The following is a 24,091-nucleotide window of genomic DNA, read 5'->3' on the forward strand; positions in this document are numbered from 1 at the left end:
AAGCAGCACTTGCGCATCAAGAAGTTCTGGGGAGAAAGCCCCAACGCTGTCAAAACCCAAATCTGGATCGCGGTCTGCACCTTTGTGCTGGTCGCTATTCTGAAGTATAGGCTGAAAAGTCTACACTCTTTGAACGAAATTTTACAAATAATGAGCGTTTCTGCTTTTGACAAAACGCCTGTAAATCAGTTGATTATGAAAATTGAATCCAAAAACCAGAACCCCGGAAGTCATAACCAATTGAATATCTTTGACTTATAACCGGACACTACTGATTCAAAGTGTATTAGAATTGGGAGAGAATCAAGTTGTTTTCATCATGAAAGACCAAAAGGTGAAGACCAATATATTTCTGATTGACGAAAATGCAGGAATTTCTGTAGCTGATAATGTTAGTCCAGAGGTTACTGATCCCATTAGTTTTGAAAATTTTGATAATATACATGATTATTTCCATGAAAAATTTGGGGGCCGAGCTTTAGAAATAAGTGGAGTCTATAGTCAATCCATGGTTGTATTCAAATTAGTAATGCAAGGATATCTTATAGATGATAGTAATCCCATTTTTGCATCCGCGTTGAGTACTATACTGGGCGAAAGAATTGATTACAGAGTAAAGGAGGTTTATGAATTTCACATAGCGTTTGAAAAGAATACTGTGACTGATATAGCTTTTAAAGCGGGGATTGCCCCTGGTACTGTAACTGAAGTTATCCGTGATAAAAATGTTTTATCATTCCCTATTGAACTAAATGATGCCATAAAAGATTTTGAGCAGAAGACGAAAAAGGACTTATTTGATATTCTAAAACCAAAGAATTAATATAGTTCGCCCAACTTTGCTTGTGCAACTATACCCGCCAGGGTTTGTACTCCAATAGATTATGCATGTGAAAAAGAACTTAAGGAGGCATTTTTCTGCTTCGATCCAGCACGGCACCCAGCCCCAGATTAGAGCTAATTAAACAAAGAATCAAACGAAAACTTGATTAAACCAATAAGTATTAATCGAAAAGGAGAAGTAATTGGCTTACAGTCAAAAAGGTACCAGGTCTATCTTCTTGGAGGATGGGGAGTTAACATCCGTGCCTTTATGCTTCGACTGAAGAATGTTGCTAACGGAGAAACCGTAGAATGCAAAAAAGCCTTTTTCCGTGTCCAGGCCTATGCCTACAATAGAAGAGCAAAGAGAATATTCAAATTTGACATTAAGCAGCCAGGTGACTATGAAGTAATATTTGTGAATGCCAATACCCTGCAAGTAAAAAGATCAAATCTGCCTATTTTTTCATCCTTTATTAAGCCCACTTCAAACATTAAACTGAAGGTGTTGATCACAGAGAAAACTGGATTTTCGCCATTCATTGATTGAGTTTCCTCAGGAAAAAACAGATAGCCCTAAATATCTTTTAAAGATTGATGCATGGGACAACGGGTTAAACCTCATGCATAAAAAGAGAACGGGTAGATAGATGCTTTCGCATCTATCTACCCGTCTCTGTATTAAGCACCTCGTCACTAGCAACTTGAACACTTCAAATCTCGCTATACAAAGGTAAAAGTAGATGGTGTTTGGTATAGATTCCTTTAAGTTCATCAAAGTCCCTATACCCTATACCAAGTACCTAATACAGTGAAGTTTGCCTTAGTGATCCTTGCTTTTCAGGATACAAAGAAGGCAAACTTCACCTCAAACATTACTGTTTCACAAATCGCTGTGGCTGTAATTCTCCATTCACTTCGATGAGGAGATAATACATACCAGGACGCAACTGAGAAATGTCAATCGTTTGCTGGTTATTATCCAACTTGATCTGGCGTAACTGCTGGCCGGTAGCCGTCATTACACGAATAGACTGCATATTGTCAACTGAACGAACGTTCAGAATATCCTGTGCAGGGTTCGGGAAGAGCTGTACGTTGTTATTGCCATCTTCCATGCTCACACCACTGAAATCAACAGGTGGCTGGCTGTATTCCGTGTTACCTCCATCCAATTCGGTCGTAGTCACAACAGTTCCTCCTTCTACCAGAGCACCAGAGTTAGCTGTTACTGTAACCTGGTCAATGTAGATATGGTCAGAGTTAGCACTCGCATCACACTGGAAGCGAATCTGAGCATTACTAGGGAAGGTGTAGTTAGCAGCGCTAATGGTTACCGTTGTGGTATAGAAGCCATTGTTGTTGAAACTAGTTCCACTTGCCCAGGCAGCTACTGTTGTCCAGCTAGAACCATTGTAATAGCGTAACCAGAAGTCTTCTCCAGATTCCATGCCGTAAGCGTAGAAGTAGAATTCAACATCAATAGTACTGTAACCAGACAAGTTTAATGTAGGAGAGGTCATCGCTGAAGCAGTACCAGAGTTATCTCTGATACGGATAGATCTGCTACCCTCGTAAGAACGTGATCCACTGTAACGGTAACAGTCGGAGCCACCATCAGCCCAGCCGTCCCAGCCAGTCTCAAAGTAAGAACCAAGCAGTACGGTACTTCCACCGCCACCACAAGGTGCACAATCAGGACCGCCACAATCTACACCAGTCTCGTCACCGTTCTGAATACCATCAAAACAAGTAGGACAAGCAGCACAGTCAGGACCGCCACAATCTACACCGGTTTCGTTACCGTTCTGGATACCATCAAAACAGGTAGGACAAGCAGCACAGTCAGGGCCACCACAATCTACACCGGTTTCGTTGCCATTCTGAATACCATCCGTACAAGTAGGTGCAGGGCCGCTACCTAGACAGAAGTTGGTTGTTTCGCTAGAACCGAAAGAACCGCCAGAAGCTTCCGTGCCTCCACTAGAAGTAACCGTATAGCTACCATTGCCATAAGAACAGCAGATACCATCACCGTAAGAGTCAAAGATGTTAAAGTCATAACAACCATCTACCAAACAAAGGTTCTCTACAACGGTAGAGCCATCAGGCTCAGAGCCATAAGTGCCTCCTGAAGCTACAACAGAACCACCAGCATTAGTGATCGTCCAGCTCGTTTCTTCCGGGTAGTTATCCAAAGTAATCGTTACTGTTACTGCATTATCATTACAAGGGCCAGCACATGGTGCACAATTAGAACCACCACAGTCAACGCCGGTCTCGTCACCATTCTGGATGCCGTCACTACAAGTAGGGCCAGCAACACCACAAGAAGCAGACAAACAGCTAGCATTAGCTACTGTATTACGAATAACATTTCCTGGCTGAGGGCCAAAACCTTGTGTGAAATCGATACCCGTAGTCAAGTGACAGTAACTCATAATCGTACCACCACTAGAAGGGCTACCAGGTAAAGAACAACTTCCTTCCGTTCCACCAGCACAACCATCAATAGCAGTAGAGTTGCCATTCCATACACAAGCATGGGTGTGGCGTGAGCCAATAAGGTGGCCCATTTCGTGTGTCACTACCATCACAGTAAAGGAATAAGTAGGAACAGTACTGTAAGACGCATCAATGCTACTAAAACACTTAGAGTTATCAACATTAGAATTACAAATTCCAGCGAAACCAGCAGCAATACCACCACTAGCTTGGTAAGAAACCAAATGGCTTAGGTCACCGTTGAAAGATCCTGTATTTGACTGATAAGAGCTCAACATTGCGCTGGAGCTACTGCCAGAATAAGGTGCTGGTGTATCCCAAGCTTTAATTTCAGAAATGCCCATTTCCAGGCTTTCATTAGCGTAAAGGGTAATGGTCTCGTTGAATACCCCTGTTACATAATTGGTAGCACCAACTACTCCACCTTTGTTAGTTACAATATCATCGTCGATTTCGATGTATACCTGAATACAATCTCCCACAGCTCTTGACTCTGAATACTCCAAGTCACTTGGCGAGTACGCTTCACCATCATCTGGTGTAGCACAATCTAAATCTTGAGGCTGTAGGAAGTAGCGATCATTATAAATAAGGTGCTCACTGTTTGGAGCCCCCTCAACGATACCAATCACATAGTTACCGTACTCGGTACTAATTAAGCCATGTAGCTCATTATCAAAAACACTTAGAGCAACCACTGCTGTCGGATCACCATTCAAAATACCCGCGTAGTAGAGCCCAGGCGTATAGTCTACGCTTCTGCCACTACTGGTCGTTAGTACAAACCCATCGGAAAGGACCTTGTTCGGAATCAGCGTAACAACTACATCCCCTTGGTCTGGAAGAGGGAAGGTAAGGCTCAACACCTCTGGGCGTTCCTGCTGTAAATTACGAATAGCCTCACGGTCAAGTGAAACAATCAATCCTTCCGTAAGAACATCGGCAGGAATATCCAGGTCTTTTAGATCTTGATCTGTAGCTGTTACAAGTGAATATTCACTTATATCGTTTTTGACAACAGCCTTGGTTACCTGTTCGGCAACAGCTCCTTGCCCAAATGCCAATACTGGCGCAAATAAAAGTAATAGTAAATAATGTGCGAATTTCATACTAGATAGTTAAGATGATGAATAGAAGTGACCCAGTGATTTACCTTCAACAGGTAAACCCAGTAGCCTAAATCGGTATAAATATGGTTTTAAAACAATGTATTGTCTCTCGTGCAGTTTCTCAATGTTGCTCTAAGATATCTTTTTTTCATTTATTTGCACAAAAACAAGTATTTTAATTAAATTAAATTAAAAATTCAGTTTATTCAATTTTAAATATTGTAAAACTTACAATAAGCAATATTTTCCAAAAAACACACAACTCATTTCACACCACTACCGAACCTCATACCCCTAAACGAAACCACCCCGAACCTTACCAGATGGAAGATTCGGGGTGGCAACAATACTTATTAGTACTAAGCCTTAAAAACAGCCCCTTTTACAGATTCACACGACCATAGCGCACGCCATCATCGTATTGAACGACATAGGCGTTAGGGTATTCGCTCTTGATTTGATCAAGCGCAAAAGTAACCTCTGACTGGCTAAAGTAATCTCCTACCAATACTCTCGTCAAGCTGCGCGAAGGAATGTACTCTGTCGCTACTTCACCATAATTTGACAAAGTAGAAAATCTGCTATTTCCTGAATCGTAGGTTTTTAATGCACCAATCTGAATACGGAAGTAGCGCCCCTGATAACGCTTGGCACTAGAAGTATAAGCAAGGTTATCCTTGGCTGAAGTTCCATTAGCTGTGTATTCTTCGCCAGCCAAGCCTATCATTGTACCAGGGTTCGTTGCCGGGCGAGTAGGAGTTGTTGTCGGGTTGTTGTTGTTGTTGTTGTTGTTGTTATCAACTTCAGACATAAACCCACCATCCTTGGTTCCTGTGTTATTTCCTGTTGGATTTGTAACCGGATCAACGAAAGTACCTTCTGTTGCTTGCAAAAATAATGGTTGCCCATAAGCAAAAGTCGATGGATCATCTGTTGCAAATACGTAGCCTCCCGGCTGGTAACCGCTGTGCTCGATTTCTACCCGAAAACGACGGTTAGGAAGAAGCTCAAACAGGTAATTGCCTGCTGCAAAATCTTTTTTGATCAGTAAATTTTCGTTACCATCATCAAAAATCTGGTACAATGACACCGATATGTTATTGATTAATGCACCCGTAGCTTGATCATAAACATTGGCTTTGAGCGTAATCTGACGGCCGCCTACTGAAAATTCAAAAACATCCTGGTTACGCGTATTCGTTTTCTCTCCACCAAAAACTCGGTTGGAAGTAAAGTAGCCACCAAAACCAGATGGGTTGCGTACATAGCCTGAGTCATCAGCAGAAGAGTTTACAGGAAGCCCCATGTTTTCCGGAGCCGTCCAGCTTACTTCTCCACCATTGGAACGAAAGACATCCAGGCCTCCAATAGAAGGATGACCATTGGAAGAGAAATACAGAATACCTTCTTCTGCATTATAATAAGGTGTGATTTCATCACCCAAGCTATTGATCACCGGCCCCAAGTTAACAGGGAAGGTATAATCCGTATTATCGGCACCTAAATCACGCGTTACGTACCACAGGTCAAGACCACCACGGCCACCTTCGCGATTAGACGCGAAAATGATGTATTCCTGGCCATTGCTGTGAGCTACAGTAGGAGTGGTAGAGTTAACACCTTTTACGTTGATAAAGTCAGGAAGTCGCTCAGGAGCAGTCCAGCCATTAGCAGAACGTTTCGTCAGGTAAATCTCGCAGCGTGTATTAAAGCCATTCCAGCCACCATCATTATTACAGATGGTAAAGTAGAAACGCTGATTGTCCGGAGACATAGCCCCGTTGGCATACTGCCCTCCCTGTACAACAGGGAAACCAGATGGGTTAGCCGCCTTGGTCCAGTTACGCCCTTGACGCTGGCTTTCGTAGATACGTGCTTGCCCACCAATGGTGGACGTAAAGTAAAGCACATCTTCACTTACTGCTACAGGCGCAAAGTCATCACTATCAGAGTTAACCGTACTTCCTGGATGTAGAATCTCCATTCTACGGTCCATGTTAGAAGCCATATCCCTGGTGAGGTCAAGGCCTTTCAGCTCTACCCGTACAATATCTTGTAGAATAGCTTTATCCGGGCCAGTGTACCCGTCGGCTGCAGCCTGAAATGCGGTACGAGCCTTGTCGTACTGACCGTCCCGTTTGAGGGCCCGTGCGTACTTGAGCAGCACCAACTGGTCATCATTAAAGTTGGCAGGTACATGCTGGTAAGCAGCAGCAGCATTGCGGTAATCATTAAGGCGATAGAAAATATCTGCCGCTTTGTAGATATATTCTTCTTTGCTTTGTTTTTGCTCCCAGGCCGCCCGGTAGTTTTCCGCAGCAGCGAAAAGGTCACCTTCTTTCTCTAGTTGCTCCGCTAGCTTGCGGTGCTTACGCCAAGACATTTCCTGCGCTTGTACTGCAGAAAAACTCAGGCTTAAGGTTACTAAAACCAATAATAAATTGCGAATCATCATATCCAAGAGGGTTGTCGGTTCTCCGTATTTATGGTAAAATTGTTCTAAGAACGATAATTAATTGTTAAAAGTTGTTCGATGACTGGTGCAAAATGCCGATGCTCTAGCGCTAAAACCTTTTGGGCAATGGCTTCGGCATCATCCTCCGGCTCCAATGAGCAGCTCTCCTGAAAAATCACCCGGCCTTCATCGTAGTGCTCATTCACATAGTGAATCGTAATACCACTCTCTGCTTCACCAGCAGCTTTAACGGCTTGGTGAACGTACTTTCCGTACATTCCCTTGCCTCCATATTTGGGCAATAAAGCAGGATGAATATTCACTATCTTACGAGGAAAGTGGCGCACCAAATAGTCAGGTATTAGCCATAAAAAACCAGCTAATACAATGAGATCAATACCGCGCAATTGTGCAAGCAACTCCTCTGTCTCGTAAAAAGAGCTCCTCTTTAGAACGAGCGTCGGTATCCCATGCGCTGCAGCCATATCCAAAACTGGTGCTGTAGCCTTGTTGGAAACCACCAGGTTCACTTCAATAGAAGGATGACCTTTAAAATGTTCAACAATCTTTCGGGCATTAGACCCTGTACCAGAAGCAAAAATGGCGATTCTTTGCACGCTTTTGTGGCTTGTTTTTCAACCTGCAAGTTAACGCTTTTTTAGTACTGATAAGAAGTAAGTCCCTGTTTTAAAAACAGCTTCATTTTACCAAACCTGCTTTCTCCAAAATAAATCGTAATATTGACTAGACTAGATTTAGAAAAACGCTCAATAGTTATGTTCATACATCTACGTTACTTCCTCTTTTTGGGGTTCTTTTTTCATTTTCTGGTTGCGGGAAAAGCCCAACAATTACGTCTAAAGGAGGTGAGTATTAATTTAGAGCAAGCTACCATTGAAGAGACGTTAACCAAGTTAGCAGAACAATACCAGATCCGTTTTTACTATACGCCCGACGACCTTTCCGCTCAACGCCTTGATTACCTTTATCAAAATAAACCATTAACCAACATACTGGAAGAATTACTAACCCCTGCTTCGCTGGGCTACTTTATTTATCGCGATCAGTCGGTCGCCATTTTACCACAGGAAAAAATTGCCACACTAACAGCTTATCGCGAACAATTTTACCAAGCTTTGGATGGGCAACTTCAAAGAGGCACCTCACCACAAGATATCATCACCATCGGCAATGACCAGCCCAGCCAGGAAGGTTCCACTGCTAAAATAGTAGGCCGTTTGGCTGATGCCAACACTGGCGAGCCCATCATCGGTGCCACTGTTTTCTGGCCTGAACTACAAAATGGCACTGTGAGCGACAGTCGGGGGTTATGGGAGACAAACATCCCTCCGGGCAATCAACACGAACTACAAATCCAGTACATCGGGTATGGCAGTTTTAGTCGGCAGTTTGAAATCATCGGCGATGGATTCCTCGACATCAAATTACTGCCCGTGGCAACCGACCTCGCTACGGTTATCGTCTTGGCTGAAGCCCAGGATGATAACGTGAGCAGCACCCAGGCTGGACTAAGCACCTTTTCTGTTCGTAGTATCAAGGACTTGCCTACCTTATTAGGCGAAGCCGATGTAGTACGGAGTGTACTGACAACAGCAGGGGTAAACTCTATCGGGGAAGGCGCTACTGGCTTCAATGTCCGTGGTGGAGCGGTCGACCAAAATCTGATTCTTCAAGGAGGAAGTATTCTTTTCAATGCTTCGCACGCACTAGGGTTTTATTCAACGATCAACCCGGAAATCATCCAGGATGTAGCACTTTATAAAAGCATCTTGCCTGCAGAATACGGTGGACGACTATCTTCTGTTCTACAGGTAGATATGCGGCGAGGTAAACAGACGGGGTCTCGCGTCGCGGGAGGGCTAGGGCCAGTAACGGCTAAACTAAGTGCAGAGGGGTCTTTTGCAGAAGGAAAAGGAACTTATCTATTAGGCCTTAGAGGTGCTTCTGCCAACTGGTTATTACGCCAAGTCAATGACATTCCTATCAGCAGAAGCGAAGCAACCTTTTTTGATGGCAACCTCTTGCTGCACTACGACCTTACCGAGAAAGACCAGCTGCGACTGAGCCTCTACCGTGCAGGTGATGACTTTTCTTACAACCAGGAGTTTGGTTTCAACTACAAAACAGCATCGGCAGAAGTCAACTATACCCGTAAAATCAGAGAAGAACTTTCTTCTGAATTGAGCTTGGTCGCCAATCGCTTGAGTAGCTCCCGCACTGACTTGGCAGGAGCCGAAAGCGGTGCTTTGCTCACCGGCATCACCTATTACAAACTCAAAGAAGTCATTCGCCACCAAGAGGAAGACTGGAGCTGGACGGCAGGCCTTGAAACCATTTTATATCACGTTCCTGGCCAGGAGCAAACGCCACAAGGAGCAACATCTACCCTCCCTAATTTAAAGCTGGAGGATGAGAAAGGCTGGGAATCTGCCCTCTTTGGAGAGATCAACTGGCACCCCTGGGAGCAGCTTTCCGTCAAGGCCGGCCTACGCATCAATGATTACCAATACCTTGGTGGTCGAACACTATTGGAATATGGCCCCGATGGCAACTACGATCTTAGCAACGTCGTAGACACCCTCCAATACGCTTCAGGCGAAACCATCGAGTCTTATTTTACTATCGAACCACGGCTTTCTCTCCGTTACCAGCTATCTCCTGAGCAATCTGTTCGAGGTGGCTACAGCAGAACTTCACAGTTTGTCAACCAGGTTTTTAACACCGACACGCCTACGCCTCAGAGCCAGTTTCAGTTGAGTACACCTTATATCAAGCCTTTTTTAGCACACAATTTTTCCCTCGGCTATTTTCGCAACTTTCGGAAAAATCGCTGGGAAACTTCCGTTGAAGGTTTCTACCGCGCGATTGATCAGCTTTGGGATTATCAGGATTTTGCTGCGCTAAACCTTAATCCACACCTCGAAACAGAACTATTGGATGGACAGGGGCGAGCCTACGGGCTAGAAGCCAGCATCAAAGGGCGTAGCCTTCGGTTCGACGGACAAGTAAGCTACACTTGGTCGCGTACCGAACGGCAAATTACAGGAATTAATCAAGGCAATTGGTATCCCAGTAATTTTGACCAGCCGCACAACATTAACCTAAGCTTCAAATACCGCATTGATGAACGGCAATCACTCAGCGCTAATTTCACTTTTGCGAGTGGACGGCCAACAACCGCCCCTATTGTCAGCTATACCAACGGGAATACCATCGTTGTTCCCATCTATACAGAACGCAATCAGTTGCGAATTCCGGATTATCACCGATTGGATCTTTCCTATAATATCGGAATGAATAAAAACAAAGAAAAGGGGTTTAAAACAAGCTGGGATTTTACACTTTACAATGTTTACGGAAGGAAAAACCCTTTCTCCGTATTTTATACTCAACGAGTCAACCAACGGCGGGATTTTGTGGCGAATCGACTGGCCATCTTAGGAACGATATTTCCTTCTGTGAGCTTTAACTTTGAGTTTCTTTGAACCACCTAAGGGCACCAAAGAGGGGATAGAAGGGCAGATTACTAGGTTAAATCACGAATTTAACTATGTTTTTTTTTGAACCATATGAGGGATTATAAGGGCATTTAAGGAAGGGGGTATAGCCCCGACGCAGGTAAAAACCTACGCCTAACAAGGGCAAATTCGTGAATTTGCCCGAAAATATTTTTTTACGCAGCAAGCAAGAATATGGACAGATTACTATACGGTTTACTATTTATGCTCGTGCTCTTTGCGCCAGCTTGCCTCGACGAGATCGAGATCGAAAACGCGGAGCGCCCAGAGGATGGCTACGTGGTGCAAGCCAAGTTGATTAGTGGAGCCCCCTCTTACGTCGAAGTGAAGGTGGAGCAGCTTTTCTTTTACACCAGCAATATCAACCGGCCCGTGAATAATGCGCTGGTTAGTTTAGTAAAGAAAACCGGCGAGCGCTACGAATTTCAGGATATCCCTCTAGATGGTATTTACAGTACTTATCTGGAGCAAGTAGATTTCCCTGTGACCGTAGGGCAAGAATACCGGATCGAGGTCGAGATTACACCCGAGCTTAGGTTGCAATCCGACTGGGACAAAGTACACGACGCCCCAATAGCCGACCATATCAGTTGGGGTTTCACAGAAATAGAGACGGTCTCTGTAGACGGCCTAATCAGCCGTAGCCCGGGGATACAATTCGATATCACTACGCCAATTACGACAACGGCCGAAAGGGCCCGCTTGCGTTGGGAATTTATTGACGCTTACCAAGTGACAGACAACCTTGATTTTACCTGTTACATAGAGAATCCCTATCAAAACAGTAAACTATTTTTAGTAGATGGCAATACCGTAGCACCTGATACTATCAGGGATTATCCGCTATTTACCGACCGATTAAGTATTCGGCATATTGAGGGGTACTATCTCAGTGTATTTCAGCAGGCCCTGAGCCCCGCCGCTTTTACTTGTTGGGAACAAGTAGCGGCACTACTCGAACGAGAGGGTACTGTTTTTGACAATCCCGCAGGCACCGTCAGTTCTAATATCAGCAACCCTGCCGATAGCACTCAACTTGTTTATGGTTTCTTCTCCGCTTATTCACAGGATACGCTGCGTCGCTTTCTCTCGCGAGAAGAAATGGGTAATCTTAATTTGTATTGCCCCCGCCCTCCTACGAACCAAGCTCCGCCACCTATTACAGTTTGTGATGGGTGCATTGACGCCCTTGGCGCCTCGTACAACAAACCCTACTACTGGCAATAAGCTCCATTATGAAAAAAATACTCCTGTTTCATTTATTCTTTTTTGTACTAGGGGGAATGGTCTTTACCCAAGTCAGTCGTTCGCTCCAAAATAGTTGGTTGCACCTCGACAAGCCTTTCTACGTCACGGAAGATGACCTGGGCTTCCAGCTTTACCTTGCGCCCGAGTTTGCACAAGAAAGCATCGTCATCCAATCCATCCTTTTCGATGCTACTGGCGAGCCTCAGCTCTATACTTATTGGTCGAACCAACGAAAAAGTACGGTTCCTGGAAAAATACTACTCCCGGCAGGTTTATCTACCGGATGGTACTACCTTTCCTTCCGGGTATGGGACCGCGAACGACAAACCGAGCGCGTTTTACTACAAGCACCTTTTGCGGTATACAACGATCAGGAAACCATTATTCCGGAAACGGTAAGCCAACAAGAACCAAGTCGACAAACAGCTCCTGTTGTCATTCCTGAGAAGGAATTAAGCATCAATATTGCCAACCTCCCGGAAAACGTCCTGGCTGGTGGCGAAATAAGCCTCGAATTGCAAATCACTGATCGTCGAAACCGGCCTATAGATGCCGAAATCTCCGTCAGCGTTACCGATTGGGGACTCATGGGCGCGTCGATGGCGATGGGCATGGACAATTTGCAGGAGAGTGATTCTTTACGCGTCGTTACACCAGCCAACCTTATTGGTACTACTTTTTGGCAGGGCATCCACCTTGAGGAAGATGGCCGGCCAGCTCCAGCTCAACCCTTGGTCGCTATGATTTCGGATCGGGAACAAACCATAAACACAGATCCCCGGGGGCGTTTTGTCTGGCAACAGCCCATTACAGCAAACCGCAGCCGCATAGGGTTTCTTAGCGAAAACGACCAGCCTGTAAAGGTCCGTTTTCTACCCGCACCGGGCCGACTGGCATTGGGAGAGTTATTTTACACCCCTGCTGCGTTTCGCTACCTGGAAATCAATCGCCAACGAAAACTTATTGAAAACCTTCTCCCAAGAAAAGAAGAAGCTCTACTTGTTGGCGACTATCAGAATGATGTCAAGCCTTTCGGTGGACCTTACCAGTTGGCTGGCGTAAATCCTGCCCGGCAACTAAACTGGACATACACCCCGACAGCAGCTTCATTGCCTGCCTCAACGACCATTTTTTGGTCTACTGGCGATCAAACGACAAGCAATGGAGTGCTTGACATAAAATATGCTCACCCTCCCGAGGCAACGACTTACCGTATTGATGTGGTGGCCCAGGATGCCGAGGGGCGACGCGGGCGGACGACGGTTTATTATCGAGTCAAATAAGGAATAGCACGAAAACACTAAACACCTGACCAATCAATCATCCAACTGTCCTTGCACTCTTTCTAATTCCTGAATCACGGGCGGATAAACGTTTTTTGCCGCTCGCCGATTAAGCCAGTACACAAACCCATAAAAAATAGACACCGTGACCAATGTTCCAACCTTCTCACGTGGTGTTATTGGCAGCAGATCCAGTAAAGCTGGCGACCAATCGTAGGCAACAGGATCTCCAATGCCTACAATAAAAATAATATTCATAACGAAAGGAGGCAGCAGATACCACCATAAAACAGATTGCAGCAGCTGCTGCTGATTTTTGAAAAATATTTTCTGCTGCTGCAACTGTTCCCGAAAAGAGGAGGCCATATTTACCGCTACCATCTCTTTCCTCGCACGCCTTAGCTTGTAGATGATAAAAATAAATATCAGCACCGCCAAAAGGCAAGCAACTTTGGTAATCGGGAAAGGAATCTCGTAAGCGAAGTAACTAAAAATCACTATGCCAATAAGAGAAGCAACAATTTCTCTCCGGTCTCGTGCTCGAATATTACCTTCGATCCGATCTGTTTTATATTGAAGATCTATCATAAGTCTTGCTAAATCAAAGTTAATTTGCGCCTTGGTAGAAGTATCTTTCCAAAGTTCTTTTAATTGCTGTTCTAACATCTCACAATAGTTTTCTCGTTATACATTGAAATAACTTCTCCCTGATCCTCTTCATTTTTACTGCTACGTGATTTTCCGTCAGGCCGGTAATTTGACTGATTTCTCGGTAAGAAAGCTCCTCTAGATAGAGTATAATCAATGATTGATCCGCTTCCTTCAAGGAAGAGATGCACGCATAAAGTGCTTGATGTTTTTCTTGTTGACTATTGTCAGGAGGAGACGAGGGCAAAACAACCCGGATCGCATCTAATCTTATTGTTTGGCGGTTACTGCGATTAAACTTTAACTTGGCTCTATAACAAACATTGAGGGCCACCCGGTACACCCAAGTACTGGCTTTTGACTTTCCCTGAAAACTCGGCAAAGATTTCCAAAGTTGATAAACAACTTCCTGAAAAAGATCCTGAGGCTCGACGGGAGCTACGGCATAAATGCTACAAATACGATAAATACTGGCCTTGTTCTCTTCGAGAATTTTCTCAAACGCCAGCGCTGGTGGTGGAACCTCTTTCTTCATTATTTCTCATCATCCTTTCTACTTATCTTTAGTGACACGCTTGGGAGAAATATGACAGAAGAATCTATTTTTTTTCTTGCTATCCAAGACCAGCCTTTAATCTACCTCTTCGTAATCAATGTATTCATCATCAAAGTTAGCTTTCTTGGGTTCGTCTTTAGGCGTATTCCGACTAGCCTCGCTAGCTTGATCAATAACTGGCGGTGCAATAAAAAAGCGGTATACGAAATAAACCAACAGCCCGGTGAGGATAAACTTTATCATTACTTGAGGGGTACTACTTAGCTAATAAAGCAAAGTTACGAATTTGCGTCAGGAACGGTGAAATAATAGATGGCACAGTTAGGTAGAGGAGATTTGGTTCCAAGACGAGGCAAAAAACGTAGGCGACGCAGCGCATCGGCGAGGCTTTTTAACGATGTATTGGAGCCAAAGAACCCACCTTAACTGTTTCAGCTATTGTTTTTACGTTCCTAAAACGAAAATTTAACATCTCATTCGCTTATAATAATTTCTTAGCTTTGTGGTTTGTTTTAAAAAGAACTCATTTCGCTATATGAAAGGTCTTCATCGCCTGACAGGTTGGTTGGTTTTTGCCATCGCAACGCTCGTCTATCTCTATTCCGCTGAACGTACCGGAAGCTTGTGGGATTGTGGGGAATTTATTCTTGGAGCTTACAAGCTACAAGTTGTCCACCCCCCTGGTGCTCCGCTCTTCGTTTTAGTCGGCCGTCTTTTCACTTGGGTCGCTGAACTCTTTAGTGATAATCCTGCGGATATTGCTTTCGCTGTCAACATTATGTCCGGGCTCTGTACGGCCTTTGCAGCAGCATTTATTGCTTGGGTAACCATCATGGTAGGACGCCTTTCATTGGTTGGCCGTGACGGCGAAACCAACAGTGGCCAAGACCTCGCTTTAGCAGGCGGCGGACTAGCTGCCGGATTAGCTACGGCATTCGCTACTTCTATATGGTTCTCTGCGGTAGAGGGCGAGGTATACGCCATGTCTACCATGTTCACTGCTATGACGCTTTGGTCTACCGTCAAGTGGTATTCACTGCCTGATGAACCTGAGACTGATCGTTGGCTCATCTTTACCGTTTACGCTGCAGGACTCTCAATCGGCGTTCACTTGCTGAGTATGCTGACCTTCCCTGCACTCGCTCTTTTCTATTATTTCAAGAAATACAAAAAACACACCTTCCTGGGTATGGCCCTAGCCGCTGGTGGTGGTGTTGCTGCGATTGTTGTTATTCAAAAACTAATCATCGTAGGTATCCCTACCTTGTGGACTTGGATGGAACTGGCCATGGTTAATGGTTTGGGCCTTCCGCCTCATAGTGGCATTATCCCTACCATACTGATTACGCTTGGTGTTATTACAGTGGGTTTATGGTTTGCACATCAAAACAAAAATGCCTTGTTGCAGCAGGTTTTTGTCGCCATGACCTTGGTTGTTATCGGTTTTTCTACCATTGGTGTCGTTGTTATTCGTGCCAATGCTGCTCCTCCGGTTAACATGAACAACCCAAGCGATGCTATGCGCCTACTTCCTTACCTCAACCGCGAACAATACGGTGAGCGCCCCTTGCTACGCGGTCCAGATTTTGACGCCAGTGTACAAAGCACCGATGTTGAAGATCGCTACGGCCTGGTAGGTGATGAGTACAAAATCACCGATTATAAAATTAGTGTCAATTACGCCAATCGCGACAAGCACCTCTTCCCTCGCATGACGGATGGCACCCTCGGGCGCCCTCGTTTGTACAAGCAATGGATGGGCCTCGACCCTGACAAAGCGCTGCCTAAAGGGCGGCCAAGCATGGGGGATAATATCGCCTTCTTCGTTCGCTACCAAGTAGGCTGGATGTACTGGCGTTATTTCATGTGGAACTTCTCTGGTCGCCAAAATGGCCAACAAGGTTTCTACGACTGGGACGAAAGTGCTGGTAACTGGATCACCGGCATCAACTTCCTTGATGAAGCCCGCCTCGGTGATCAATCAGCACTTCCTGAACGAATGGCCAATGATCCTTCGCGGAACGTTTATTATATGCTGCCTTTCTTGTTTGGTTTGCTCGGCATGTTCTGGCATTCTTCCAAACGCCCCAATGATTTCATTGGCTTATTGGCATTGTTTATCATCACAGGTATTGGTATTATTGTTTACTCCAACCAGCCTCCGAATGAACCTCGTGAACGAGACTATGTACTGGCAGGCTCGATATTTACCTTCTGCATCTGGATAGGACTTGCCGTGCCAGCCTTGTATCAAATGCTATCGGAACGTTTGGGCACCAGCAAAACGGTAAGTGCTGTAGGTGCAGGTTTATTGGTTTTGATCGCTCCACTATTGATGGGCTTCCAAAATTTTGACGACCACAGCCGTGCGGAGCACTCTGGTGCGCGTGATTACGCCAGCAACTTCCTCAATTCTGTAGAAAAAGATGCCATCATCTTCACCTACGGTGATAACGACACCTACCCATTGTGGTACGCACAAGAGGTAGAAGGCATTCGTACCGATGTTCGGGTTGTCAACCTCAGTTTGATTGCTGTAGATTGGTACATCAACTTACTCAATCGTAAGGTCAACGATTCGCCTCCCGTTAAGATGAGCATCCCTAGTGAGCAAATACGAGGAAAATTACGGAACCAGGTGTTTTATTACAATCAATCTGGTCAGGATCGTCCGATGCGCTTACAGGACTTTGTAAAATTCATTGGAGAAGATAATCCGCTCCAAAGTGGTAGTGGTCGCGTGATAGAAGCGCATTATCCTACCCAGAATGTACTATTGCCTGTTGACAAGCAAGCAGTATTGAGCAGTGGCCTTGTAAGCATCGCAGATACCGCCAATATTGTAAACGCGATTCCAGTACGGGTGAGTGATTCCCAGCTCCTGAAAGACGAGATTGCTATTCTTGACATCCTTGCTTCTAACCTTTGGGAACGCCCCATCTATTTTGCAGTTACTGCACGGATGGAAAAACTCTTCGGTATGCAGGACTACATGCAACTTGAAGGCTTGGCACTACGCATTGTCCCTATCAAATCACGTAGCGAAAATAACATCTACGGCTTACTTGGTAGTGGTCGTGTAAACACGGAAGCTTTGTACGAAAATGTTACCACCAAATGGAAATGGGGCAACTTCGACAAGGAGGATACTTACATCAACCACAGCTACGGCCCCAGTGTGCAGAGTATGCAATTCGCTATGCAACGCGGTGCTCAAGCCTTACTAAACGAAGGTAAGACCGAGAAAGCTGTCAGCTTGGTAGACCAATATTTCGATGCTTTCCCGAACATGAACTTCGAATACGGCATTCATTCTGCTTACATGATCGGTATCTACTCCCAAGCTGGAGCCTACGACAAAGCCAAGCCAAAAATGAAAATTTTGGCCCGCAACATCGAAGACCGTATCGATTACTACATGACCTTGCCGGATGACATTCTCCAACTCAGCTATGGTACTGACTTCCAGGCAGCTCTTGCTGTAGCAGAACGCTTGGTAGCTTACGCTCAACGGGGCGGTGACACCGAATTCCAGAATGAACTGATGGCGGTATTTGGCGATTTTGTTCGTCAGCCGGGTCCACCATCAGGAGGGCCAGGTGAGCTTCCCGGTGAATAACCCTCACTCTTGAGTTCGAAAGAACTTGATACGCTTAACTAAAGAAGAGAGAAGTTGGAATCGTCCAGCTTCTCTCTTTTTCTTTATTTCAAACTCACCATTCCGATTTCAAAACAACGCCCGTTCCCGGTAAATCTGCATAATGCAACTTCGCCTGATCATCGATAACTACTCCTTTAGCAGGATCTTTCGCCAGCAATAGCGCGCCATCCATGTCTACATAATCAAGGAGGGGCGCTATATGGGCAATGGCCGAGATACCCACAGAACTTTCCGTCATACAGCCCATCATTACTTTCAGCCCCAACGTTCGCGCTTCTTTAATCATGCGGCGAGCGGGCGTGAGCCCTCCACATTTTACCAGTTTGATATTAATGCCGTCAAAATGATTGGCACAGCGGGCAACATCAGCTTCCACATGGCAACTTTCATCAGCGATGATGGGAAGTACACTTTCTGCCAGGGCTTTGCGATGATCCGCCCAGGCATCTGCCTTTTGGGGTTGTTCGATGAATTCTACGCCCAGTTGTTTCAATTCATGGGCATATTCGATGGTTTGTTGGGCAGTCCAGCCGGTATTTGCGTCTACGCGAAAAATAGCGTCCGTATACAAGCGGAGGGTTCGCATGATTTCAAGGTCATGATCGGTGCCTAATTTTACTTTGTAAAGCGGCCATGGCTTTTCTTGTAGTTTGGCTACCATTTCAGGCAACGGAGCCATACCAATCGTAAAACTGGTCGTTGGTGCTTCGGCTGGGTCTAAGCCCCACATCTCATAGAGCGGCTTACCGTGTCGGCGTGCCCACAGGTCATTAGCCGCCATATCCAAAGCACAACGCACAAAAGAATCATTAGGCAAGCGTTGTTCCAATTCCATATAAAAACTTTCCGGCTCCGTGAAGGCATAAGTCTCTAACCAGGGGCGTACTCGCTCTACTGCGGCCAGCATCCCAGCCATACTTACGCCATAATAAGTAGTCACTGTGGCCTCGCCATACCCCTCGAAGCCCTCTTCGTCACGCAAACGAATAACCATCGTAGGTTGTACGGTCCGTGACTCGTGACTAATGGTGAAAGTGTGCTGCAAAGGGAGGTCAAACCGGAAGATTTTGATTTCCATATCGGGTGTATTTTATTTCTTTCAAGAAAGGTAAAAGAATCTTTAAGGTTTAACGATTAGTTGTCTTCCCAATTTTAGATACCAGTAATGATTATCTTGAGCTAAGATAATTCACACTTAACAAACATGACATCAAGAAGAAAATGGTTAGCCAATAGCCTTGCAACGGTAGTGGGTACGGCACTCTTAGCTCCCGCAGATTTGTTGGCTTTAGCGGAAGCGGAAATAAACCTGGCCAATCAGTTGGGGACAAAGGAAGATAATGAAGCTTATTGGGAATTGGTGAAAAGCCAGTTTGTATTAGAGAAAGGTTTACGCTATTTCAACAATGGCTCATTGGGCACTTGCCCCGAATATGTTTTCCAGGCCACAGAACACTTCCGCCGTACACTAGACGGGTTCCCTTCCAGATACATGTGGGGAGCTTGGGATGACCAGAAAGAGGCCGTCCGTGAAAAGGCTGCTGAGATGTTTGGTGTTTCAACCGAAACCATTGCCCTCATACACAATACAACAGAAGGCATGAACCTTATTGCCTCCAGCCTGAAACTAGCACCCGGAGAAGAAATTCTGCTTAGCAACCACGAACACAGCAGCGCCCGAATTCCCTGGAAGTATTGGCAAGAAGAGAAAGGCGTTGTGCTAAAAACCGTGGATTTGCCTCTCTTACCAGAAAGCAAGGAAGAGATTGTAGCTCGATTCCAGGAGGCCATTACCCCCAAGACGCGGGTGATTTCTCTCGTCCATGTGACCAACACCAATGGAATGCGCCTACCCGTAAAGGAAATCTCCGAAATGGCCCACGAACATGGAATTTTAGTAGCCGTTGATGGAGCTCAATCAATGGGCATGTTTCAAATTAACTTAACAGAGTTAGGTTGTGACTTTTTCACTTCCAGCAGCCACAAATGGCTGTTCTCTCCCAAAGGCATGGGCATCTTTTACGCTACCGAAGCCGCGCAAAAGCTCCTCAAACCATTGATCGTTTGTCGTGGTTATGATGACCCGAGTATCCGCCGTTTCGAAAATTACAATACACGTAATTTACCGGAACTATTAGGCTTAGGAGCTGCCCTCGATTTTCGCAACCTGATCGGCCAAGAAAAAATTGAACGCCGCATCTACACCTTGAAAACCTATCTAAGGGAACAGCTAGCCGATGTGGATTGGTTTATTTTCAAAACGCCAGCTTCTAATGACCTTTCCGCAGGCATTCAGACGGTTGAATTAGTAGGAAGAGAGGCCGACGAAGCAAATCAAGACCTGACCGATAGCTACCAAATCGATTGCCGTCACATGATGTCGCACTCCCTCAACGGCTTGAGAATTTCACTAGCTATCTTCAATACCAAGGCCGATGTTGATTACCTCGTTGCAGCATTGAAGACCGTTCAAGCAGGATGATCTATAGCCGTTTGGTTGGCTATGATACAGCAAAAAGAGCGCAACCCACTACTGGGCTGCGCTCAAAAATATAGGTTTAAGACATTCTGCTCATAGTGTTTAATGAAACACCACAAATTCCCGCACCATGGGTTCCGCACTCTGCGTTTCGAGGCGCAAGACATAGGTACCTTCTGGATAAACCCGGGTATCAAGCAGCACCCCTTCCATCGGCCATTGCTTGTAAATCTCTTGGTAAATCACCTGCCCCAAGAGGCTGTATACGCTCACCTTGACCTGCGTTTCCGCAAACCTTGCCGCTTTAACCTTAATCTGGTCAGTAGCAGGATTGGGGTAGACACTCACCTCGCCTAGGCCGTTTCCACCACTACTCACAAGGCCTTCTTCACCAGAGAAATCACAAACAATCGTTACTGAAGCGACCAGCTCACAACCATTCGCGTCCGTGATTATCACGGTAAACGTTTGGGTGATGAAGCCCATAGTAAACAGTATCCCACGCCGCGTCGGATCTGTCGTGATGTAGCCGTCTTCCAGCGGCGAGGTCAGTTGCCAGTCGTAGCTATAAGGCGGTGTTCCACCATTGACCGTCACGCCCAGACGGTTATTCTGACTATTACATTCAATCATGTTGCCGTAGCTAAAGGACGCGGTCAGGTCGTTGTTGGCGACCAAAATCTCCTGCGTTGCTTCGCTGGTATTACCACAATCGTCAGTGGCAGTCCAGGTGCGGGTAATCAATACTCCACTTGGGGTACTCGTCTGTGTTTCGGTGAAGATCACGTCCACCTCTTCGTCGAAGTCATCGCTAGCTTGTACGTTTGCTACCTCGGGTACATCGGCACAGAAGACGGTGACATCCGCTGGTACATTGAAAAAGTCCGGTGCGTTTCCATCGATGTAGAAGACGGTAAGACTAACCTTGGCTGAGTTTCCACAAGGATCAGTTGCGATCCACTTGTAATCATACTGTGCCAGGAAACCATCCGCTGCGCAATCTTCAGAAATGGTGACTTCTACATTGACCATGCCTACAATATTCGAGGTACAATTATCGGTTACACTCACTGCGCCTGCGGTGAAAATCAATGGATCATTAGGGTCACCAAAACCGTCGCCTACGGAAAGGAACAACTCGTCGCCGCTTTGCAGCCCCACCAATAAGGGGTGACTAAAGCTAATCATCGGTGTATTGTTATCCATAAAGAAGACCTGCTGCGTAGCCGTTGAGGTATTACCACAAACATCGGTAGCCGTCCAAGTACGGGTAAGCACCTGCCCACAATCGGGCTCGTTGCTCATCATTTCGCTGAGGGTCACTTCGGCAGACATGCCGGAGCATTCGTCAAAAGCTGTCACGTTCGCGGTCAGCGTTGTGTTGTTGCAAGCATCAGCAGGAACGCCGCTGAATACCGGGCCACTAAGGTCAATCACATTGATAACCTGGGTAAACATGGTCGTATTACCACACACGTCACTCACTGTCCAGACCCTTTCAATCACTTGCGGATTATTGGCACAGCCCCCCATGATAGGCGCACTGTCTACGTAAGTCGTAATATCAATATCACCACAGGCATCTTCGGCAATCAGGGTAGGAATATCCTCGCCACAGTTTACGGTAATGGTAGCCGGTCCCGTAACCACAGGAGGTGTAGTATCCACAAAGTCGATCATCAGGCCGAGGTTGGCGGTATTGCCACAAGCATCAATCGCCGTTACGTTCACGCGATAGCGAGCCACGTAGCCATCTTCCCGACAGTTGCCTTCGTCCATTAAATTAAGCTCGATGCTAAAAGTTGTGGCGCTACACCCATCTTCGACACGAATAGCAGCTTCCAGGTCAGCCACCGATAACTCAACGGGCTGATTGCAATCAATCGGTAGTTCTAGTTGATCGCCATCGGCAACCAAACCAATTCCCGGATAGTCAATCGTAATGACTGGGATGCTCGAATCACTCAAGGTAATACGCTGGGTAGCCGTGGCAGTGTTGCCACACAAATCCATTGCTGTCCAGGTGCGCTCTACGTATTGGCTACCTTCACAGTCAATCGGGGCGGACTGAGCGAAAGTGAGCGTTGCAAATTCGCAATCGTCTATCGCCTGCACCTCCGCTACTGGAGGCAGGTTGTCCAAACTGGCACAGGCATCCTCGGGTAGTCCTTGGAAAGTCGGTGCCGTTTCGTCGACGAGATACCAATTAATCGTCGCTACGCTTTCGTTGCCACAATCATCTTTACTCGTCCAGGTACTTACCAGATGACCGGAATAGCCCACTTCTTGACAATCGAAAGTACCAAAGTCTACCAGCTCGTAATCAACCTCTGCGATACCACTGCAATCATCTAAAGCAAAAGCGGCGCTAGCGATCAGTTGTGAGATATTGCCGTATTCGGAACACTCAATAAATACATCCTGTCCAGGATCATACTGATTAATGTAACCGTCAGAGAAGCTGATCACAGGAGGTGTTGTGTCCTCCAATGTAATAACTTGTACCTCGGTGTTCACATTACCACAACCGTCAGTGGCCGTCCAGGTACGCGTCAGCGTGTAGCTATTGAGACAATCACCATCAGTACGTACTTCCGTGAAATCGTATACCACATCAGAGCAAGCATCAAACGCTTGGAGATTAGGCATCCCGATTTCCTCGCCACACTCTACGGTGTAATTTTCAGGTGAGAAGTTGAATACAGGGGCCGTCGTATCTACTATCTCAGTAAAGAGGGTGTAAGTAATTTCGTTACCACAAGCATCCTGCACCGTAAAGACTTGCTGCCAACGCGTGAGCAAATTATTATCACAAGGCCCGTCGTACAACTGCGTCAATACTACCGTGAGGGTAGAAAAGTCAACCGCTGAACAGGCATCCGTAATGGTCAGATCGGCAGCTTCAATCAGCGGATCCCAATTCGGATCAGCCACATTACATTCCACTACATAAGTGCCTCCATCGGGAATCCCGTTGAAACTGACGGCAGGTCCTTTGGTATCAAACACGGTATAAGTATAAATGAACGGTTCCGAAAAGTTGCCACAGCCATCATCAGCGATGAACGTCACACTGATCGTGCGACTACAGCTACTGTTGTCCGTTACGGTTATATCGTCTACCGTAAGGATAAGCGCACCGGCTACCTGACAGTTATCAAACACGCAGCCCGCGAGGTTGTCTACCGCAATGCCGCCCACCGTAAAGATGTCGTTCACCGTGATTTCGTCGCCTTCGTTGAGCGAAATGGTTACTTCCGCAGGACACAGATTCGTATCCTCTAAGCTAACCGTCAGGTCAACCATACAATTTTCATTGAACACCGGAGCGGTATCATCGAGGAACGTGTAGTTGAGTACAAATGGTGCAGAGTTATTGCCACAAAGGTCCGTCGCGATGAACGTCACGGCGATATTGCGACCACAAGTGCCGTCGTCAGTTATGGTGATGTCGTCTACAGTGATCACTTGATCTTCCTCCTCGCTACAAATGTCGCTGATACAACCGGATAGGGAAGGAACCTCGTCACCGCCCACCGTCCAGGTGTCGTCAAAAGCAAGGATGTCACCTTCTGTCAGCGAAATGGTGGCTGCGGCGGGACACAGGTCGCCGCCTTCTGTCGTAAAGGTCAGGTCTACCTGGCAAGCCTGGTCAAAAACCGGTGGCGTGGTATCCACGACCGTGATGATCTGTACACAAGTAGTAGGGTTACCACACTCGTCGGTGGCCGTCCAGGTGCGCGTGATGGTTTCGGTGTTGCCACAACCAGGGACAGAACTGTCGCT

15 protein-coding genes and 1 pseudogene are annotated in these 24,091 nt (G+C 46.1%); 8 read left to right on the plus strand and 8 right to left on the minus strand.

Annotated features, from left to right (window positions below; genetic code table 11):
• From A3EU_RS34870 to A3EU_RS0122890, 3 genes and pseudogenes are all read left to right on the plus strand, one after another.
• A pseudogene (locus A3EU_RS34870) lies at positions 1–261 on the plus strand (IS4 family transposase); the annotation flags it as partial.
• Between the two features lie 58 nt (positions 262–319).
• Positions 320–823, plus strand: a complete 504-nt coding sequence (locus A3EU_RS0122885; protein ID WP_156825872.1) for a hypothetical protein — start codon at positions 320–322, stop codon at positions 821–823.
• Positions 824–985: 162 nt separating this feature from the next.
• Positions 986–1,372, plus strand: coding sequence for a hypothetical protein (locus A3EU_RS0122890; protein ID WP_020538534.1), 387 nt, complete (start codon positions 986–988; stop codon positions 1,370–1,372).
• Between the two features lie 325 nt (positions 1,373–1,697).
• Here A3EU_RS0122890 and A3EU_RS34375 read toward each other — a convergent pair whose 3' ends face one another.
• The 3 genes from A3EU_RS34375 to purN form a co-directional block, all read right to left on the minus strand.
• Positions 1,698–4,436, minus strand: coding sequence for a zinc-dependent metalloprotease (locus tag A3EU_RS34375; RefSeq protein WP_020538535.1), 2,739 nt, complete (start codon positions 4,434–4,436; stop codon positions 1,698–1,700).
• A 382-nt stretch (positions 4,437–4,818) separates the two neighbouring features.
• Positions 4,819–6,891, minus strand: a complete 2,073-nt coding sequence (locus A3EU_RS0122900) for an SPOR domain-containing protein (RefSeq protein WP_020538536.1) — start codon at positions 6,889–6,891, stop codon at positions 4,819–4,821.
• A gap of 44 nt (positions 6,892–6,935) precedes the next feature.
• Positions 6,936–7,508, minus strand: coding sequence for a phosphoribosylglycinamide formyltransferase (gene purN, locus A3EU_RS0122905; RefSeq protein WP_020538537.1), 573 nt, complete (start codon positions 7,506–7,508; stop codon positions 6,936–6,938).
• A 159-nt stretch (positions 7,509–7,667) separates the two neighbouring features.
• Here purN and A3EU_RS0122915 point away from each other — a divergent pair, with 159 nt between their 5' ends.
• From A3EU_RS0122915 to A3EU_RS0122925, 3 genes are all read left to right on the plus strand, one after another.
• Complete coding sequence (locus A3EU_RS0122915; RefSeq protein WP_020538539.1) at positions 7,668–10,397, plus strand: TonB-dependent receptor; 2,730 nt, start codon at positions 7,668–7,670, stop codon at positions 10,395–10,397.
• Positions 10,398–10,604: 207 nt separating this feature from the next.
• Positions 10,605–11,657, plus strand: coding sequence for a DUF4249 family protein (locus tag A3EU_RS0122920; protein ID WP_083937543.1), 1,053 nt, complete (start codon positions 10,605–10,607; stop codon positions 11,655–11,657).
• Positions 11,658–11,665: 8 nt separating this feature from the next.
• Positions 11,666–12,961, plus strand: coding sequence for a hypothetical protein (locus A3EU_RS0122925; protein WP_020538541.1), 1,296 nt, complete (start codon positions 11,666–11,668; stop codon positions 12,959–12,961).
• Positions 12,962–12,994: 33 nt separating this feature from the next.
• Here the strand turns inward: A3EU_RS0122925 and A3EU_RS0122930 are convergent, their stop codons facing one another.
• The 3 genes from A3EU_RS0122930 to A3EU_RS34380 all read right to left on the minus strand — a co-directional run bounded on the left by A3EU_RS0122930 (position 12,995) and on the right by A3EU_RS34380 (position 14,408).
• Positions 12,995–13,627 (minus strand): hypothetical protein, encoded by a 633-nt coding sequence (locus A3EU_RS0122930; RefSeq protein ID WP_020538542.1) that lies wholly within the window; start codon positions 13,625–13,627, stop codon positions 12,995–12,997.
• Position 13,628: 1 nt separating this feature from the next.
• A complete protein-coding gene (locus A3EU_RS0122935; RefSeq protein WP_020538543.1) occupies positions 13,629–14,144 on the minus strand; it encodes an RNA polymerase sigma factor in 516 nt (171 codons plus the stop codon).
• Positions 14,145–14,240: 96 nt separating this feature from the next.
• The gene (locus A3EU_RS34380; RefSeq protein WP_020538544.1) at positions 14,241–14,408 is read right to left on the minus strand and encodes a hypothetical protein; all 168 of its coding nucleotides are present in this window, start codon (positions 14,406–14,408) and stop codon (positions 14,241–14,243) included.
• A gap of 292 nt (positions 14,409–14,700) precedes the next feature.
• Between A3EU_RS34380 and A3EU_RS0122945 the strand changes: the two genes are divergently transcribed.
• Complete coding sequence (locus tag A3EU_RS0122945) at positions 14,701–17,784, plus strand: glycosyltransferase family 117 protein (protein ID WP_020538545.1); 3,084 nt, start codon at positions 14,701–14,703, stop codon at positions 17,782–17,784.
• A gap of 94 nt (positions 17,785–17,878) precedes the next feature.
• On the opposite strand, the gene A3EU_RS0122950 is transcribed toward A3EU_RS0122945, so the two are convergent.
• Positions 17,879–18,904, minus strand: a complete 1,026-nt coding sequence (locus tag A3EU_RS0122950) for a dipeptide epimerase (RefSeq protein WP_020538546.1) — start codon at positions 18,902–18,904, stop codon at positions 17,879–17,881.
• Between the two features lie 126 nt (positions 18,905–19,030).
• Between A3EU_RS0122950 and A3EU_RS0122955 the strand changes: the two genes are divergently transcribed.
• Positions 19,031–20,308: an aminotransferase class V-fold PLP-dependent enzyme gene (locus tag A3EU_RS0122955; protein WP_020538547.1), complete on the plus strand. Its 1,278-nt coding sequence runs from the start codon at positions 19,031–19,033 to the stop codon at positions 20,306–20,308.
• Between the two features lie 99 nt (positions 20,309–20,407).
• Here A3EU_RS0122955 and A3EU_RS0122960 read toward each other — a convergent pair.
• Positions 20,408–24,091, minus strand: a 3,684-nt coding sequence (locus tag A3EU_RS0122960; RefSeq protein WP_020538548.1) for a T9SS type A sorting domain-containing protein, incomplete at its 5' end; no start/stop codon positions are given.

This window comes from Lewinella cohaerens DSM 23179, from assembly GCF_000379805.1.
GTDB lineage: Bacteria > Bacteroidota > Bacteroidia > Chitinophagales > Saprospiraceae > Lewinella > Lewinella cohaerens.

Coding starts and splice junctions, on each gene's coding strand:
- A3EU_RS0122885 (WP_156825872.1), top strand. CDS start 320: ATGAAAGACCAAAAGGTGAAGACCAATATATTTCTGATTGACGAAAAT.
- A3EU_RS34375 (WP_020538535.1), bottom strand. CDS start 4,436: ATGAAATTCGCACATTATTTACTATTACTTTTATTTGCGCCAGTATTG.
- A3EU_RS0122900 (WP_020538536.1), bottom strand. CDS start 6,891: ATGATGATTCGCAATTTATTATTGGTTTTAGTAACCTTAAGCCTGAGT.
- A3EU_RS0122915 (WP_020538539.1), top strand. CDS start 7,668: ATGTTCATACATCTACGTTACTTCCTCTTTTTGGGGTTCTTTTTTCAT.
- A3EU_RS0122920 (WP_083937543.1), top strand. CDS start 10,605: ATGGACAGATTACTATACGGTTTACTATTTATGCTCGTGCTCTTTGCG.
- A3EU_RS0122925 (WP_020538541.1), top strand. CDS start 11,666: ATGAAAAAAATACTCCTGTTTCATTTATTCTTTTTTGTACTAGGGGGA.
- A3EU_RS0122930 (WP_020538542.1), bottom strand. CDS start 13,627: ATGTTAGAACAGCAATTAAAAGAACTTTGGAAAGATACTTCTACCAAG.
- A3EU_RS0122935 (WP_020538543.1), bottom strand. CDS start 14,144: ATGAAGAAAGAGGTTCCACCACCAGCGCTGGCGTTTGAGAAAATTCTC.
- A3EU_RS34380 (WP_020538544.1), bottom strand. CDS start 14,408: ATGATAAAGTTTATCCTCACCGGGCTGTTGGTTTATTTCGTATACCGC.
- A3EU_RS0122945 (WP_020538545.1), top strand. CDS start 14,701: ATGAAAGGTCTTCATCGCCTGACAGGTTGGTTGGTTTTTGCCATCGCA.
- A3EU_RS0122950 (WP_020538546.1), bottom strand. CDS start 18,904: ATGGAAATCAAAATCTTCCGGTTTGACCTCCCTTTGCAGCACACTTTC.
- A3EU_RS0122955 (WP_020538547.1), top strand. CDS start 19,031: ATGACATCAAGAAGAAAATGGTTAGCCAATAGCCTTGCAACGGTAGTG.